This window comes from Aureimonas glaciei, assembly GCF_014643375.1.
In the GTDB taxonomy this organism is placed as follows: Bacteria; Pseudomonadota; Alphaproteobacteria; order Rhizobiales; family Rhizobiaceae; genus Plantimonas; species Plantimonas glaciei.
The window spans coordinates 478,077-492,606 of sequence record NZ_BMJJ01000002.1 but is presented as its reverse complement, the minus strand read 5'-3'; the positions used below and the strand labels follow the sequence as shown (position 1 = coordinate 492,606).

The window sequence follows — 14,530 nt, the reverse complement described above, 5'->3', positions numbered from 1 at the left end:
GTTGCGTTGCCGGCGACCGCGTCGCTCTGAAAGAACGGTTCGCTGGCAACGCCATTTTCAACCCAAACCCTCTTTAGCGACTGGTCAGGACCGGGGTCGCGCCCATTTGCGAACCTTCGAGCACGACAAGTCGCGGCGATTTCCCCGGAGCCAACTCCTCCGGCGCGGCGATCCTGCGAACAGGGCCGATGCTCGATGCCATGCCGGCGCCCTTGTCGTTGGTCTTCAACACCACGACAGGCTCGTCCTGACCCTCGAAGAACACGCCGTACTCGGTCATCGGCTTCAGCCTGGCGACGCTGACGTCGATCGCGTCGACGAGACCCAGATTGCGCGACACGACCATGCCCGAGCCGGCCACGCCGTCAGGGGCGCGCAGCGTGAGGGTCAGGTTCTCCGATGCGATCTTCAACGGCATGAGGTTGTCGGTGCCTCCACCCTCCGGCACCGCGCCGGGCACGTAGACGAGAGCCTGGGGCGCCTGCCCGACGGGGATCTCGGCAATGACCTTCTGCGCCGCGGTATCGATCACGTCGACCTTGTCGCCGTTCTCAAGCCCGACATAGATGCGGCTGCCGTCTTCCGATCCCCAGATGCCGTGCGGAAGGGCACCGACCGGGATGGTCGCGACAACCTCGGTCTTTGATCCCGGTTTGAAGACCTTCACGACGTTCTCGCCCCCGATCGTGACGTAAACCAACGTTTCGCCATTCACGGTGCCGAAGCCGACGTGGTTGGAGATCGGCCCGCTGTCGATGACCTCCTTCACCTCGAGCGTCCTGGCATCGACGCGCGTGACCTTGCCGACGTCCTTGTGCGTCAGCCAGACGTCGCGGCCGTCCGGGCTCACCTGCACGAAGGGCACGAAGGGCGAGACGACGGGGATCCGTCTGACGAGATCGTGGCTCGCGGCATCGAAGACCTCGAGCACCGGATTGAAGGAGTTGGCGACGAAGGCGAGCGTGCCGTCGGCAGAGAACTTGGTCATGCCGGGGCCGCTCGTCGTGGGGATGCGGCCCGTTTCCCTGAAGGTCGTCGCATCGATCACCGACAGGTAGTCCTCTCCGCGGACCGTCGCCCAGACTTCCCTGCCATCGGGCGTGAAGAGAGCTTCGTGCGGATTGCGCCCGACATAGGTCGTTCCCTTCACGGCATTGGTCGTGGTGTCGATGAAGGTCACCGAGTTCGTCACCGTGGACACGGCGACGAGCGTTTTGTGATCCGGCGAGAAGCCGAGCCCGTGCACGTTGACCTCGCCCTTGTAGAGGGGGCTCAGGACGTCCGGACGCGGATTGCCGAGCCGGATCTGGCCCAGCAGCTTGTTCCCGACGGGGTCGATGACCGAGACCGTGTTGGAATTCTGGTCGGCGGTGTAGACGCGGTCGGAGGCCGCCGGCAGCGCGAAGGCCGACGTCGAGACGAGAAGCGCGGCGGCGAGGATGGCGGTGCGGGTCATGGTGTCTCCTGGAGGGGTGCGGCCTGGTCGGCGGATGCGGCGAGCAGCGAGCGCATGAGGGCGATCTCGTAGGTCTGCTCGGTGATGAGGGATTGGGCGAGGTTGCGGATCGCCCGATCCTCGGTCGAACCGAGCACGGCCTTCGCCATGTCGATCGCGCCCTGATGATGCGGGATCATCTGCGACAGGAAATCGTGCTCGGGAGCACCCGTCACCGGGGCGGACAACATGCCGGCATGCATGGTCTCCATCGCCTCGGCGATGGCTTCGGCATAGGGCGAACCGGCGGATGTAGCCGGCGCCATCGCCGAGTGATGGTGTGCGGGCGCCTCTTGCGCCTCGGCTGGGGAGAGCGGAACCCCGGCGCAGGCAAGAGTCAGGAATAGCATCTTCAACATCGGCGGGTCCTCGAAGCACGGGATCGAAGAGAAGACGTCGGCCGATCTCCTTCATTCCCATGGCGGCGTCTTTTATTTTCGGGAACGCGAAGCCCGCCCCGATCCAATGCCACCCGGGGCAAACGCTGGAGGGAATCGATCACCTTCATCGAGCGGAACGACGATTCCGACGCCCTGAAGCTGGTCGGCGTTACAGCGTTTGGCCGGACAGGCTCGACGCCGGGCGGTTGAGGCTTTCGTAGACGGCCGTCGCCGCCTGCATCAGCCGCTCACGCGACGCTTGCGCCGATACGACATAGCCAAGGCCCGCGTCGCGCCAGAAGAAGGCGGAAACGCCGTCCTCCTCGACGAACTGGAACGACGTCTCGTCCTTCTCGTCGGTCTTGATGAACAGCGTCAGCCGCGTGCCCTGGTCATCGTCGTACATCAGCATCGCAGCAGGACCCGCGCCCGCCGGCAGGAGCCGACCGCCCATCAGCCGATAGCCGAGCGCCGTCAGATCCGGGGCGGACAACCGCGTACCCAGCCGCTTCGACAGCCATTGCAGGAGGTGCGCCTCCTCGTCGGCGCGCACTTCGACGGGATGGGCCACTTCAACCACGAAGGTGCGATGCGCCGCGATCGCCTCGTCGGCCATGACGGCCACGCGCGTCGGCAGCAATGGCGCGCGCAGGACGTCGTTCGCCAGCCACCCGCCGGCGCTGCCGAGGATCACCCAGCCCATGACGGCCGCGATCCGCAGGCGAGTGGCCGCGAAGCGGTCGTGCCGGGCCGCGCGGATGTTCGCGATACGAAGCCGCGTCGGGATGGGCTCATCCGCCTTGAAGGCGAGCCGCTGGCGCAGCCCCTCTGCGATCTCGCGGTCGCGCTCCAGGGCCGCGGCAGTCTCCGGTCGCTCGGCGAGATAGGCCTCGAATTTCGGCTGGCGCTCGGCCGACAGCCGTCCATCGACATAGGCTTGCAGGTCGTCCTCGCCGACGGGCGTGTCCCTGCAACTCATTTGACTCTCCTTAAGGGCGAACGGACCCCGGTCTCCAGGAAGTTCCGCAGCTTCTCACGCGCCCGCGACAGGCGTGACATGACCGTGCCGACAGGCAGACCGATCACCCGCGCAGCCTCGTCGTAGCTCATGTCCTCGACGCCGACGAGCAGGAGGATGGTGCGGTGCTCCTCGCTCAGCGCGTCGAGCCCCGCGAGAATGTCGCGGAGCCCGGCGCGGCCGTCCTGGTCCCCGTCGACCGCCGGCGGCGACGCCATTTCGTCGAGCGCCACATGCGGACCGCGCCGGCTGCGCTGGCGCAGGCCAGAGAGGTGGAGATTGCGTAGGATGGCGAACAGCCAGGCGCGCAGGTCACCGTCGGGCCGGCGCAGGTGCCAGCGCCCGACGGCGCGCTCGAGGCAATCCTGGACGAGATCGTCGGCAGCATCGCGATCGCGCACCAGCGCGAAGGCATAGCGCCTCAGCCCCGGAATGAGCGGTTCGATCCGCGCCGCGATCTCGTCGGTGGACATGCCTTACTTCGCCAGCGCGGGGTCGATCTGCCAGATTTCGTCGGTAAGCTTGCCGTCCCGGAACACCATGACGTAGCGCACCGGGATCTTTTTGTCGTTGGCGAAGACGACGTCGGCGACGACCGTCACGCCTTTCGGGTTCATGCTCTCGCGCATGTCGAGGACTGTCGCCTTGAGGCCGGTCTGCGCCTTGGCGAACTTCCCCTAGGTCTTCGCGATCGCCGAGCCCGTATAGGTGCCGTCGAGAGGGCCGCCGACCCAGTGGAGGGTGGCCGACGGCGCATAGGCGGCAGTGACCGCGGCGGTGTTGCCCTTGGCGATCGCATCGATATGCGCCTTGGCCAGGTCGCCGGCGGGACCGGCCAGCGCGGCCGATGTGCCGGCGGCGAGAATGGCGATGGCTGCGAGGAGGGTCTTCATGGCTCGGTGTCCTTGGCTTCAGCCGCGATTTGGCGAACGAAAGACGCCGATGAACGGCGCATATTCCCTCCCGATCGAAAATTTGAGACGAGCAGGGTCCCCTTGGCGGAGGACTGAATCGCGATGATGGGAAAGCCGACAGCGCGCCAAGGGCCCCTAAGGGTCGACACCTGCCGATTGCTTCGCACTTTCGCGACCAATCGCGGAAAGCTTGCTGCCGACGGAAGCTGCAAAGGCTCTCTCGCGTTGTCCGCATGCTAGGGTTGGCGCTCGAAAGGCCGATTCCATGACCCTTCTCCACCCCTTCCCCTTCGATCCCTCCCACGGCCTGTCGCCCGACGCCCTGATGGCGGTGCGGGTGCCCGAGGGCCCGGCCGACTTCGCGGGCTTCTGGCAGGAGCGTGCCCGCCGCGCCCGCCGGGTGGATCCCGAGCCGGCCCTCCGGCAATGCCCCCTGACCCATCCGGACTGGCAGGTCCTGGAAATCGCCTACCGCTCGACCGGCGATTTTCCGATCCGCGGCTGGCTGCTGCTGCCGCGCAGCGGCACTGTCACGCGCGGGCTCGTGGTCGGGCATGGCTATGGCGGGCGGGAGGGGCCGGATTTCGATTGGCCGGTGGAGGAGACGGCGATCCTGTTTCCCTGTTTTCGCGGCCTGTCGCTGAGCGCGCGGGCGCCGATTTCGCAGGATCCGGCCTGGCACGTGCTGCATGATATCGACAAGCGCGACGACTACATCATCGGCAGCTGCGTCGAGGATCTCTGGCTCGCCGTCTCGGCGCTCACCCAGCTCTATCCCTGGATCGAGGGGCACATCGGCTATGCCGGGACGAGTTTCGGCGGCGGCATCGGGGCGCTCGGCATCGCCTTCGACGAGCGGATCGACCGCGGGTTTTTGAGCGTTCCGACTTTCGGGCACCAGGCGCTCTGGCGGACGCTCCCCAGCATCGGCAGTGCCGCCTCGGTGCGGGATTTCGTCGACCGCCATCCCGAGACGGCGGAGACGCTGCGCTATTTCGATGCGGCGACGGCGGCGAGCCTGATCGAGGTGCCGATGCTGGTCGCCGCGGCGCTGTTCGATCCCGTGGTCGCGCCGCCCTGCCAGTTCGCGGTCGCCAATGCGCTGCCAAAATGTCAGGAAATCTTCATCCTCGACGCCGGGCATTTCGAATACCCTGGTCAGGAAGCGCAGGAGGCCCTCCTGCGCGAGCGGCTTCGATCGTTCTTCCAGGCGCCATGGACCGAGAATATTGTCGTTGGCACAGTCCCCGGCTGAACCGGGACATGGAGCTCCTGGTGTTCGGCCATGCCGGCGCCAAGGTGCTCGTCTTTCCGACGCGGGACGGTAAATTCTGGGAATATGAGGCGCTCGGCATCGTCGGGCGGCTCGCCCCGAAGATCGAGGCCGGCCAGCTGCAGCTCTACTGCATCGACAACCTCGCCGACGAGACCTTCTACGGCCGCCAGCATCCGGCCGATCGCATCCGCCGCCATGCCGCCTTCGAGGACTATGTGCTGCACGAGGTGCTGCCGTTGATGGCGGCGAAGAATTCCCATCCGGCAACCATCGCGCATGGCTGCAGCCTCGGCGCCTATTATGCCGCGGCCCTCGCCCTCAGGCACCCGCATCTCTTCGCCAAGCTGGTCGCCTTTTCCGGCCGCTACGACCTGACGCTGCGGGTGGAAAGTTTTGACGACCTCCTCGGCGGCTATTACGACGACGCGGTCTATTTCCACACGCCGACGCATTTCCTGCCGGGTCTTGGCTGCGACTGGCAGCTTGAGAGCCTGAGAAGGCTCGACATCGTCCTGACGGTCGGCGCCGAGGATCCCTTCATCGACAACAACCGCCATCTCAGCCGGCTGCTGCGCGACAAGGGCGTCCAGCACAGCCTGTATGTCTGGGACGGGCGGGCGCATCGTGGAAAGTCCTGGCGCGACATGGCGCCGCTCTACGTCTGACGGTCGCCCGACGGCGAGCAGGAGCCGGCAGCGAGCGGGGCAGAAGGGCTCAGCGCGCGGCGCCGGGATCCTTGCCGGGATCGAGCTTGGCGAGGCGGATGACGGCCTGGGTGCGGCTGTCGACGCCGAGTTTCTGCAGGACGGCCGAGACATGCGCCTTGATCGTCGCTTCGGAAATGCCGAGCTCGTAGGCGATCTGCTTGTTGAGGAGGCCGCGCCCCAGCATGGTGAGGACGCGCGTCTGCTGCGGCGTCAGGCTGCGCATGCGCTCGATCAGCTGCGCCACCTCCGGATCGGCCTCGACCTCGAGGTCGACATGCGCCGGCAGGTAGACGTCGCCGGCGAGGAGCGCGGCGATGGCGTCGCGGATCTCGTCGAAGCCGGAGGATTTCGGGATGTAGCCGGAGGCGCCGAGATCGAGCGCCCGCCGGATCAGCTTGGCGTCGGCGCTGCCCGAGACGATGGCGATCGGCACGCCGGCATGCTCGGCACGCATCAGGGCAAGGCCAGCAAAGCCGTCGGCGCCGGGCATGTTGAGATCGAGCAGCATCAGGTCGGCGTCGGGATGGGCGGCGAGCGCCGTCGCCGCGCCGTCGAAATCGGCCGCCTCGACGACGCGGTGCTCGCCCGGCAGTGAGCCGAGGATCTCCTTCAGCGCACCGCGAAACAGCGGATGGTCGTCGGCGACGATGAAGATGCGGTTCACGAACGGCTCCGAGACGGGCGGGACGGCGGTTCAATCATGCGGGGTGACGCGCACCCCTTGCACCCCATCGTCCCTATGAACAGGGTTCGGCCGCCGCGATCAAGGGCCCTGCCGCGAACATCCGCCGGGCGCCGCTTGCGTCACGCCGTCCGGTCCGATCCCCGGGGATCAGCGGCGCGGCGCGGGCGGGCGCGGCTCCAGAGCGCGGGTGCCGGCAAAATGCAGCACGATCTCGCGCTGATGCGGCTGGGCGCGGTGCTCGACGAGGTAGAGAGCCTGCCAGGTGCCGAGCATCAGCCGGCCGCGCAGGACCGGAATGGCGAGGCTCGTCGACGTGAGCACCGTCTTGATATGGGCCGGCATGTCGTCCGGCCCCTCGACCGAATGGCGATAGAGCGGGCCGGCCGGGGCGAGCCGGTCGAGCGCGTCGAGGAGATCGGCCTGGACGTCCGGATCGGCGTTTTCCTGGATGGTGAGGGAGGCCGAGGTGTGGCGCACGAAGGCGGTGAGGAGGCCGTCGCCGGCGTCGAGGCTCCTCAATCGCTCCCCGATTGTCTGCGAGAGGTCGTGCATCGCCCGCGGCCGCGTGCGCACCGCCAGGGTTTCGATGAACTGCATCGGCTCCATCGGCAAAGATCCTTTCGTCTGCCCGTCCGGCGGCGGCGCCCGGCCGGGCCGGCACGGACGGGCGCAGCGCCTGCCCATCCTCCTTCCACAATTCCGCTCCAGGATCGAGAGTGTGGCCGCGATGGCGGTCCCGCCACGTCTTCGGCGAAAGGATCTTCTGAATGACCGCCCTCGTCATCGACCCCGGTGTCTTCGATCCCCACAATGCCGAGCCGGAGCTGGTGGCGATGAACGCCGACATCATCGCCCTGCAGAAGGCGCGGCCGAGCCCCTGGTCGCTGCCGCTCGAAACCGTTCGCGAGGCGCGGCGGCTGGGTCGCGGCACGTTTCCGCTCGCGCCCCCCGACCCGCACGCCACGCTCGTCTGGGTCGCGGCGCGCGACGGCCATGCCATTCCGGTCAGGATCCTGCGTCCGGAGGGGCGGGAGGCGGCGGGGACCTTCCTGCATTTCCACGGCGGCGGCTGGGTGTTCGGTACGGCGGCGGAGGGCGACCCGTTTCTGCGCCACATCGCCGACCGCACCGGCCTCGTCGTCGCCTCGGTGGACTACCGCCTGGCGCCCGAAAACGTCTTCCCGGCGGGGCCGGACGACTGCGAGGACGCGGCCCTGGCGCTGATCGAGGGCAGGCTGACCGATCCAGAGGGCGTCCTGCCCGGCGACTTCCTCGCCATCGGCGGCGAATCGGCCGGCGCCCACCTCGCCGCCCTCACCCTCCTGCGGCTGCGCGACCGGCATGGCCTGACGCCCTTCCACGCCGCCAACCTGAATGCCGGTTGCTACGACCTGTCGCTGACCCCGAGCGTCCGCCGCTTCGGCGCGGAGCGATTGGTGCTGAACACCGAGGATGTCGCGACCTTCGTCGACCACTTCCTGCCGGTGGGGCTCGATCCGCGCTCGGCCGAGGTCTCGCCGCTCTACGCCGCGCTGCACGGCCTGCCGCCCGCCTTCTTCACCTGCGGCACGTGCGACCTTCTGATCGACGACACGCTGTTCATGGCCAGCCGCTGGCTGGCTGGCGGCAACGAGGCGGAACTGTCGCTGCTGGCCGGCGGCTGCCACGTCTTCCAGGGGTTTCCCTCGGCGACGGGCATCCGCTCGATCGGCGCGATGGAGGAATTCCTGCGCCGCCGGATGACGGCGCTTCTTCCGCACGGCCCGGAACAATGGCAGGCGCCGCCGCTCTACACCTGAAGAGCCTTCAAAAGGCACCGGCTTCGGACAGAGGAAGGGCCGCCGTCCCTCACCGCCCAAGGCGTTGGCGGAGCGGTCACGGCGCCGTCCGCGGCTTGTCACGCCGGCCGCGCCGAGCTTTAGGTCCGGTCAGGCGCCGGGGCGGGCGTCGTCGGCTGCTCGTCGAATTCGCGGGTGATGTCGCGGAAGGCGCGAAAAATCTTCTTCATCTGCTCGATCGCCTTGTCGACTTCGGCGTCATCGCTCGCCGCGGGCGGCGGCGGCGCCACGGTCGCCTGCGGACCCGGATCGGGGCGGCCGGCGGAGAGTTCGCGGATGCGCTCTTCCAGCCGGGCGCGCTCCTCCTCGCTCGGCTGGCAGCGCAGGGTGGCGCCGTCGACATGGCAGAGACTGACCTCGCCGGTCTGGGTGTCGAGGCGGGCGACGCCGCCCTCGATCGGCTGCATCTCGTAACGGCCGACGGAGCTCGACGGCATCAGGCTCTGGGCGGCCGCGGGGCTCCCGGCGAGGGCACAGCCGGCGGCGGCGGCAAGGATCAGGATCTTCATCGGGCGCTCTCCACGGACGTCGGGACTGTCCGCCCCGAGACGATCTCAGTGACCATCGGACGGGGCGTTCCACAAGGGGATGTGACTATCCCCCGGACATGATCCCCTTATGATGCAAATTCGGCGACAATGCCGCGATTGACCTTTTCACCCCTCTCAGGCAACGCAGACAGCCATGACAGATCCCATCTACAAGATCGCGCCGCAGGCGCTGTGGCGCGCGGCCGAGGCGGCGGGCCGGTTCGACGGCGCGCCGGTGGACCTTGCCGACGGCTTCATCCACTTCTCCACCGCCAAGCAGGTGCGCGAGACGGCGAGCCGCCATTTCGGCGGCCAGACCGACCTGCTTTTGATCGGCATCGATCCCGACCGGCTCGGCGACGGGCTGAAGTGGGAGCCCTCGCGCGGCGGCCAGCTCTTCCCGCATCTCTACGGGACGCTGCCGATGGACGCGGTGCTCTTCGTCGAGGCGCTGCCCGTGGATGCGGCCGGCTATCACGTGTTCCCGGCCAGCATTCGATGAAAAGCCTCTACGGGCTGGCGCGCCCGCTGTTGTTCCGGCTCGACGCCGAGAAGGCGCATGCCCTGTCGATCGCGGCGCTGCGCAACGGCGTCATCCCGCGCGTCGACATCCCCGTCGATGCGCGGCTGCGCGTGAAGGTGGCGGGGATCTTCTTCCCCAACCCGCTCGGCCTGGCCGCCGGCTACGACAAGAACGGCGAAGTGCCGGACGCGATGCTGCGGCTCGGCTTCGGCTTCGTCGAGGTCGGCACGGTCACGCCGCTGCCGCAGGCCGGCAACGAGAAGCCGCGGATCTTTCGGCTGCCGAAGGCCGGCGGCGTCATCAACCGGCTCGGTTTCAACAATGACGGCCATGCCGATACTTTCGAGCGGCTGCAGGCGCGGGCGCGCAAGGCCGGCATCGTCGGCGTCAACATCGGCGCCAACAAGGAGTCGCCCGACCGCATCAAGGACTATGTCGACGGCATCAACCGCTTCGAGCCGGTGGCGAGCTATCTCACCGTCAACATCTCCTCGCCGAACACGCCGGGCCTGAGAACCCTTCAGACCGGCGAGGATCTCGACCGGCTGCTGGATTCTGTCATCGCCGCGCGCAACGGCTTTGCCGCCCTCACCGCCTCGGCGCGCAAGCCGGTCTTCCTGAAGGTCGCGCCCGATCTGCAGCGCGAGGACATCGCCGAGATCGCCCGTGCCGTCGCCCGCCACGGCATCGACGGGCTGATCGTCTCCAACACCACGCTTTCGCGCGCCGGCCTCACGACGACGCTGGAACACCGCAACGAGGCCGGTGGCCTTTCGGGCCGCCCGCTCTGGCAGCGCTCGACCTACGTGCTGGCCGCCTTTCGCCGCGCGCTCGGCCCGGACATGGCGCTGATCGGCGTCGGCGGCGTCGACAGCGCCAAGGCGGCGATCGCCAAGATCGAGGCCGGTGCCGATCTCGTGCAGCTCTACACCGGCCTCGTCTACGGCGGGCCGCGCCTGCCGACAAAAATCCTGAAGGGCATGAGCCATTTCATGGACCTCAACGGCATCGGCCACATCAACGACGTCCGTGACCGCCGCATCGACGAGTTCATCGCCGCCGGCCCGGGCGACTGAGTTCAGGCCGGCGCGAAGCGCTGAAAGGTCTGACGTCGGCGCGATGGCAGGATGGCCAGCAAGGTCAGGCCGCGCAGCCCCAGGAAAAGGTCGAAGGCCAGCCACAGGCCGTGATTGCCGAGGATCGGCACCAGCGCATAGGCCAGCCCCGCAAACAGCAGCGTCGACAGGATCATCATGTCGCGCATCGCCCGCGACCAGGTGGCGCCGATGAAGATGCCGTCCATGACGAAGGCGAGCGCGCCGGCGAGCACCGAGACCGCGGCCCAGACGACATAGGGCCGCGCTGTCGCCCGCACGGCGGCGTCGGTGGTCAGGAGGTCGACGAAGCCGTTGCCGGCGAGGAAGAAGGCGAGCGTCAGGACGCCGGACAGGCCGAGCGCCCAGAGCGTCGTCAGTTTGACCGCCCGGTCGAAGGCCGGCCGCCAGAAGGCGCCGACGGCGCGGCCGACGAGTTGCTCCGACGCCGTCGCCACACCGTCGAGGAAATAGCCGCCGATCATGAACAGGTTGAGGAGGACGCCGTTGGCCGCCAGCGTCAGCGCGCCGAGCGAGGCGCCGAGGCGGGTGAACAGCATGTAGCCGCCGAGGAGGCAGAAGGAGCGGATCATGATGTCGCGGTTCAGCGCGATCATCCGGACGAAACCGGCGCGGTCGAGGATGCGACGCCGGCTCGGACGCTCGTCGGCGGGAAAGCCGCGCATGACGACGGCGAGCCCGACGATCGCCCCGATCGCCTCGCCCGACACGGTGCCGAGCGCGATGCCGGCGATGCCGCCCTGCATGACGTAGCCGAAGAGGATGGAGAGGCCGATATTGGCGCCGTTGATGACGACCTGCAGCACGAGGCCGAGCGTCCCCTGCCCGCGCCCGAGGACATAGCCGAGCAGCGCATAGTTGATGAGGGCGAAGGGCGCCGAGAACATCCGCCAGAACAGATAGGTCCGCGTCGCCCGGGCGACGTCCGCATCCGGGGCGATGGCGAGGAGCCCCAGCACCGAGATCACCGGCTCGAGCAGGATCAGGGCGGCGCCGATGCCGAGCGCGAGGATCACCGCGCGCCAGAACACCGCCTGCATCTCGGTGCCGTCCTCGGCGCCAAAAGCCTGCGCCGTGAGGCCCGTCGTGCCCGAGCGGATGAAGTTGAAGGTCGAGAAGGCGAAGTCGAAGATCAGCGCGCCGACGACGAGGCCAGCCAGCGCCGAGGGGTCGCCGAGCCGCCCGGCGACGGCGATGTCGGTGAGGCCGAGCAGCGGCGTCGTCAGGAAGGCGAGCGTCATCGGCAAAGTGATGGCGAGCACGGCGCGGTGCGTCACCGCAAACGGACGCGACACGGGCGCCTGCGCCCCGGCATTGCTCGCACTCATCGTCAGATTCTCTTGCGTATCGCCCGAGCCCGTGGCGTGCCATCTTCGCCCTCGCCGCGCAAGCGTCCGGCTCACGCGGGGTCGAGGGCCGCCGGATCGGGTCCTGCGACACATCGGCAGGAAAAGACGCGGGAACGCAGGGATCGCGCCGCGCGGTGATGACCTCGGTGCGCCCTTGCCTTATCTGCCGATGATGAGCCTTGCCATCGTCCACCATTCCGCCTTCGACGCCCGCTTCGATCCGAAACACCGGTTTCCCATGGCGAAGTTCTCGCGCCTGGCGGAGATCCTCGTCGAGGACGGGCTGGTCGCGGCCGGCGGCTACCAGGTGCCCGAACCCGCGACGGCGGACTGGCTGCGCCTGGCGCATGCGCCGGCCTATGTGGACGCGGTCCTGACCCAGACGGTGTCCGCAGCGGCCGAGAAGACGATCGGCTTTGCCGTGGATGCCGCCGTCGCCCTGCGGTCACGCTGCGCGACGGGCGGCACTGTGCTGACGGCGCGTCTCGCGCTCGAGCGGGGCCTCGCCTGCAACACGGCCGGCGGCAGCCATCATGCGGCTCGCGACGGCGGCGCGGGCTTCTCGGTGTTCAACGACGTCGCGGTGGCCGCCCATGCGCTGCTCGCCGAAGGCCTCGTGCGACGCGTCCTTGTCTTCGACTGCGACGTCCACCAGGGCGACGGCACGGCGCTGATCTTTGCCGGCGAGCCCCGCGTCTTCACCCTGTCGATCCACGGCGAGAACAACTATCCCGCGGTGAAGCCACCCTCCGACCTCGACATCCCGCTGCCCGACAAGACCGGCGACGACGCCTATCTCGCGGTCCTGCCCTTCGCGCTGGAAACCGCGCTGCACGAGGCTGCCCCCGACATCGTCTTCTACAATGCCGGCGTCGACCCGCATGCAGACGACCGGCTGGGGCGGCTCTGTCTCAGCGATGCCGGCCTTGCCGAACGCGACCGCCGCGTCCTCGGCTTCTTCCGCGACCGCGGCATTCCGGTCGCCGGCGTCATCGGCGGCGGCTATTCCCGGGACATAGAGAGCCTGGCCCGCCGGCACACGATCCTCCACCGGGTGGCGGCAGAGTTCGCCTGACACACCGCCCAGGACCGTCTCGGCGGGGCACGGTCGCCGGACTCGACGGCTGCGGCGGGACCTGCAATTCTGGCCGCTCACCAGCAAGCCGCGGCGCCCCGGGCGGAAGGAGCCTTCGATGATCCCGTGCCTCTCCTCACGCCGCGTCGTCTTCGCTTTGGCCGGCCTGGGGTCGCTGATGGCGGTGCCGCAGGCCGTGACCGAGGACGGCGAGATCCCCCCGGCCCACTATCCGCGACTGTCCGCCTCGGCCGACACCGCTGCCGGTTTCGTCCCGGACGGCTGGATGCTGGAATCCGAAGCGCAGGGCGACCTCGACAAGGACGGTCTGGACGATGTCGTCTTCGTCCTGCACGGGACCGACCCCGCCAATTTCGTCAAAGAGGAATGGTCGCCGGAGCCGATGGACACCAATCCCCGCATCCTCGGTGCCGCCTTCGCCGTGCCCAGCGGCGGCTACCGGCTCGTGCTCGAGAACCACACGCTGATCCCGCGCCGCGAGCAGTCCAATGTCGACGACGCCTATGACGACGGCCTCGCCTTGGCGCGGGGGGCCTTCAGCGTCGAGCTCTCCTTCTTCGCCTCGGCGGGAAGCTGGGAGATGCATCGTTCCAAGCCGACATTCCGCTGGCGCGACGACCGCTTCGAGCTGATCGGCTTCGACCGGTCGAGCGTCATGCGCAACAGCGGCGAGATGACCGAGGTCAGCGCCAACTACGCGACCGGCCGGATGGAGATCGGGACGGGCATGGCCGACAGCGACAAGATGAAGAGAACGTCGAAGGCATTCCGTCCGGGCCGGCGCCTCAGCCTCGAGGAGGTCGGCAACGGCCTCGACTTCGACCCGCTATCCCCGCCGCGCTGACCTGCTTCAGCGCCGGCCGATCTTCATCAGCCGGGAGAGCAGGAACAGCGGGATGACGATCACCGCGCCGAGGATGAAATAGTCCACTGCCCGGTCGAGCGAGCCGAACAGCGAGTACCAGAGCCAGTTGAAGAAGTCGGTGATCCAGAAAAGGATCTCGCGCGGGCTCCAGTCGAGCCAGGACAGGATCAGCCCGACGACGATCGACAGGAGCACCAGCTTGACGATCACCGACAGCGGCGAGCCGCCGAGGAAATTCGAGACGCGATCGGACATTTGGGGTTCCCGGTTCTTCTATGGCCCCGGAGGTAGGCGGAGATGCGGGCAAGGGCAAGGCGGGTCTTTTCGCGCGCGGTCGGCTTTTGGTTTGTCAGCAGCGCGGCGTGGGACTTCTAAAGCCTGAATATCGGAAAGCCGTCGGTGCCGAATATGGCGCCCTTCCTCGCCCCAACGGGGAGAGGGTGCCGAGCGCAGCGAGGCGGGAGAGGGGCGCGGCGAAGCCGCGGGGCGACCGATCCGGTGATGGCGCTCCCCCTCATCGCCCTGCCGGGCACTTCTCCCCGGCGGGGAGAAGAAGCAGCTTTGGCCTCTTGCCGGGTCTTCAGTGGCCATAGCGGGCAAAGCCGTCAGCCGTCGGTGCCGGACGTGGCGCTCTTCCTCGCCCCAACGGGGAGAGGGTGCCGAGCGGAGCGAGGCGGGAGAGGGGCGCGGCGTAGCCGCGGGGCGGCCGGTCCGTCGAGGGCGCTCCCCTCATCGCCCT

The 14,530-nt window shown here is 68.3% G+C and carries 18 protein-coding genes; 7 read left to right on the top strand and 11 right to left on the bottom strand.

Annotation, left to right across the window (positions count from 1 at the left end):
• Window positions 1-73: 73 nt before the first annotated feature.
• The 6 genes from IEX88_RS06365 to IEX88_RS26790 all read right to left on the bottom strand — a co-directional run bounded on the left by IEX88_RS06365 (window position 74) and on the right by IEX88_RS26790 (window position 3,786).
• Window positions 74-1,456 carry a YncE family protein gene (locus IEX88_RS06365; RefSeq protein ID WP_188849726.1) on the bottom strand — a complete coding sequence of 461 codons (1,383 nt, stop codon included), beginning with the start codon at window positions 1,454-1,456 and terminating at the stop codon, window positions 74-76.
• Complete coding sequence (locus tag IEX88_RS06360; RefSeq protein WP_188849725.1) at window positions 1,453-1,854, bottom strand: DUF305 domain-containing protein; 402 nt, start codon at window positions 1,852-1,854, stop codon at window positions 1,453-1,455. The genes IEX88_RS06365 and IEX88_RS06360 overlap by 4 nt, the downstream gene beginning before the upstream one ends.
• Window positions 1,855-2,044: 190 nt before the next feature.
• Window positions 2,045-2,854 (bottom strand): anti-sigma factor family protein, encoded by an 810-nt coding sequence (locus IEX88_RS06355; RefSeq protein ID WP_188849724.1) that lies wholly within the window; start codon window positions 2,852-2,854, stop codon window positions 2,045-2,047.
• Complete coding sequence (locus IEX88_RS06350) at window positions 2,851-3,366, bottom strand: sigma-70 family RNA polymerase sigma factor (RefSeq protein WP_188849723.1); 516 nt, start codon at window positions 3,364-3,366, stop codon at window positions 2,851-2,853. Before IEX88_RS06350 ends, IEX88_RS06355 begins: the two co-directional genes overlap by 4 nt.
• Window positions 3,367-3,369: 3 nt before the next feature.
• Window positions 3,370-3,522 (bottom strand): hypothetical protein, encoded by a 153-nt coding sequence (locus IEX88_RS26795; protein ID WP_244639876.1) that lies wholly within the window; start codon window positions 3,520-3,522, stop codon window positions 3,370-3,372.
• Between the two features lie 48 nt (window positions 3,523-3,570).
• The gene (locus IEX88_RS26790) at window positions 3,571-3,786 is read right to left on the bottom strand and encodes a nuclear transport factor 2-like protein (RefSeq protein ID WP_244639875.1); all 216 of its coding nucleotides are present in this window, start codon (window positions 3,784-3,786) and stop codon (window positions 3,571-3,573) included.
• Between the two features lie 286 nt (window positions 3,787-4,072).
• On the opposite strand from IEX88_RS26790, the gene IEX88_RS06340 reads away from it, so the two are divergent.
• Entirely contained in the window at window positions 4,073-5,062 is a 990-nt protein-coding gene (locus IEX88_RS06340) for an acetylxylan esterase (protein WP_188849722.1), read from the top strand.
• Window positions 5,023-5,748, top strand: a complete 726-nt coding sequence (locus IEX88_RS06335) for an esterase family protein (RefSeq protein ID WP_188849721.1) — start codon at window positions 5,023-5,025, stop codon at window positions 5,746-5,748. Before IEX88_RS06340 ends, IEX88_RS06335 begins: the two co-directional genes overlap by 40 nt.
• Before the next feature lie 49 nt (window positions 5,749-5,797).
• Here the strand turns inward: IEX88_RS06335 and IEX88_RS06330 are convergent, their stop codons facing one another.
• Window positions 5,798-6,454: a response regulator transcription factor gene (locus IEX88_RS06330; protein WP_188849720.1), complete on the bottom strand. Its 657-nt coding sequence runs from the start codon at window positions 6,452-6,454 to the stop codon at window positions 5,798-5,800.
• A 168-nt stretch (window positions 6,455-6,622) separates the two neighbouring features.
• Window positions 6,623-7,081 carry a secondary thiamine-phosphate synthase enzyme YjbQ gene (locus tag IEX88_RS06325; RefSeq protein WP_188849719.1) on the bottom strand — a complete coding sequence of 153 codons (459 nt, stop codon included), beginning with the start codon at window positions 7,079-7,081 and terminating at the stop codon, window positions 6,623-6,625.
• A gap of 161 nt (window positions 7,082-7,242) precedes the next feature.
• Here IEX88_RS06325 and IEX88_RS06320 point away from each other — a divergent pair, with 161 nt between their 5' ends.
• Entirely contained in the window at window positions 7,243-8,274 is a 1,032-nt protein-coding gene (locus tag IEX88_RS06320; protein ID WP_188849718.1) for an alpha/beta hydrolase fold domain-containing protein, read from the top strand.
• Between the two features lie 119 nt (window positions 8,275-8,393).
• On the opposite strand, the gene IEX88_RS06315 is transcribed toward IEX88_RS06320, so the two are convergent.
• Complete coding sequence (locus tag IEX88_RS06315) at window positions 8,394-8,822, bottom strand: hypothetical protein (RefSeq protein WP_188849717.1); 429 nt, start codon at window positions 8,820-8,822, stop codon at window positions 8,394-8,396.
• 175 nt (window positions 8,823-8,997) lie between these two features.
• Here IEX88_RS06315 and IEX88_RS06310 point away from each other — a divergent pair, with 175 nt between their 5' ends.
• On the top strand, window positions 8,998-9,345 hold the full coding sequence (locus IEX88_RS06310) for a DUF952 domain-containing protein (protein ID WP_188849716.1): 348 nt from the start codon (window positions 8,998-9,000) through the stop codon (window positions 9,343-9,345).
• Window positions 9,342-10,442 carry a quinone-dependent dihydroorotate dehydrogenase gene (locus IEX88_RS06305; protein WP_188849715.1) on the top strand — a complete coding sequence of 367 codons (1,101 nt, stop codon included), beginning with the start codon at window positions 9,342-9,344 and terminating at the stop codon, window positions 10,440-10,442. Before IEX88_RS06310 ends, IEX88_RS06305 begins: the two co-directional genes overlap by 4 nt.
• Before the next feature lie 2 nt (window positions 10,443-10,444).
• On the opposite strand, the gene IEX88_RS06300 is transcribed toward IEX88_RS06305, so the two are convergent.
• Window positions 10,445-11,809 (bottom strand): MATE family efflux transporter, encoded by a 1,365-nt coding sequence (locus IEX88_RS06300; protein WP_188849714.1) that lies wholly within the window; start codon window positions 11,807-11,809, stop codon window positions 10,445-10,447.
• 193 nt (window positions 11,810-12,002) lie between these two features.
• Between IEX88_RS06300 and IEX88_RS06295 the strand changes: the two genes are divergently transcribed.
• Together IEX88_RS06295 and IEX88_RS06290 are read left to right on the top strand one after the other, a co-directional pair.
• On the top strand, window positions 12,003-12,905 hold the full coding sequence (locus tag IEX88_RS06295) for a histone deacetylase family protein (protein ID WP_188849836.1): 903 nt from the start codon (window positions 12,003-12,005) through the stop codon (window positions 12,903-12,905).
• A gap of 118 nt (window positions 12,906-13,023) precedes the next feature.
• On the top strand, window positions 13,024-13,770 hold the full coding sequence (locus IEX88_RS06290; protein WP_188849713.1) for a hypothetical protein: 747 nt from the start codon (window positions 13,024-13,026) through the stop codon (window positions 13,768-13,770).
• A gap of 6 nt (window positions 13,771-13,776) precedes the next feature.
• Here IEX88_RS06290 and IEX88_RS06285 read toward each other — a convergent pair whose 3' ends face one another.
• Window positions 13,777-14,046, bottom strand: coding sequence for a DUF6460 domain-containing protein (locus IEX88_RS06285; RefSeq protein WP_188849712.1), 270 nt, complete (start codon window positions 14,044-14,046; stop codon window positions 13,777-13,779).
• Window positions 14,047-14,530 lie beyond the last annotated feature (484 nt).